This window comes from Escherichia sp. MOD1-EC6162 (assembly GCF_002965125.1).
In the GTDB taxonomy this organism is placed as follows: domain Bacteria; phylum Pseudomonadota; class Gammaproteobacteria; order Enterobacterales; family Enterobacteriaceae; genus Escherichia; species Escherichia marmotae.
In genome coordinates, this window is record NZ_PTSB01000083.1 from 1 (window position 1) to 837 (window position 837).

At 43.8% G+C, this 837-nt stretch carries 1 protein-coding gene; it reads left to right on the forward strand.

The annotated features are described in order from the left end of the window. A partial coding sequence (locus tag A9587_RS24235; RefSeq protein WP_105281994.1) for a hypothetical protein occupies positions 1 to 803 on the forward strand: 803 nt, incomplete at its 5' end. Between the last annotated feature and the right edge of the window lie 34 nt (positions 804 to 837).

An 837-nucleotide genomic window follows, 5' to 3' on the forward strand; every position in this document is an offset into this window, starting at 1 on the left:
AATTTCTTTTTATGAAAAAGACTCTGATTGCACTGGCAGTGGCTACTTCTGCCGTTGTGTCTGGTTCAGTATTTGCCTGGACTCCTGGTGATTTTAATGGTTCTTTTGAAATGGGCGGTCAGCTGACACCTCCATCTCAGACTGGGAATCCGTGGTCAGTTGCTGTCGGTAATAACGTAACAGATCTGGATGCAACCCTTGAAGCCGGGCAAAAAGATGTCTCAATTAATGTTACCAATGCTATTGGTATTCTGGGGATTCGTCCGACAGAGCATAAGATGTTTGCTGGTCAGGCTGGTATTACGCCTCAAATTAGTTATGACGGAGCTGTTGATCTGGATACTTTTGTTAATGGGTCAGCTGACTTGACGCTATCGGTTAAGTCTGGTTCTCAAACTATCGGCACTTTAACCACAAAAATTTCCTCCAGCGGTATTAAATCCTGGAGTGCAGATGAAGGATATGGTGTAGAAGGGGCTTCATCCTCAATGTATGCGTCTAAAGCAGGGATGGCCTTTTATGGTGGTGTGGGTAAATCAGAAAATAATATAGTACAAGATACTCAGGAAGCACTTGATCTGGCGTCTACGCTTTTCCCCGGTGTTGATGAGACTTTTGTTCCTGGCCCGGACGGAAACGGAGCCTACGATGAAAATACTTTTGATCGCAACGATTATTCCTATTCTGGTTTATATGCTTCAGGAATTAAGTCTGGTGAGAAGATCAATATCACTCTCAATGAAGCGCTATCTGAAGCTACCACCTGGACAGCTTCTCTGCCGATTACTGTTACCTACATGTAATTCAGTAATCGTTGACAGTAAACACCTCGTTTGC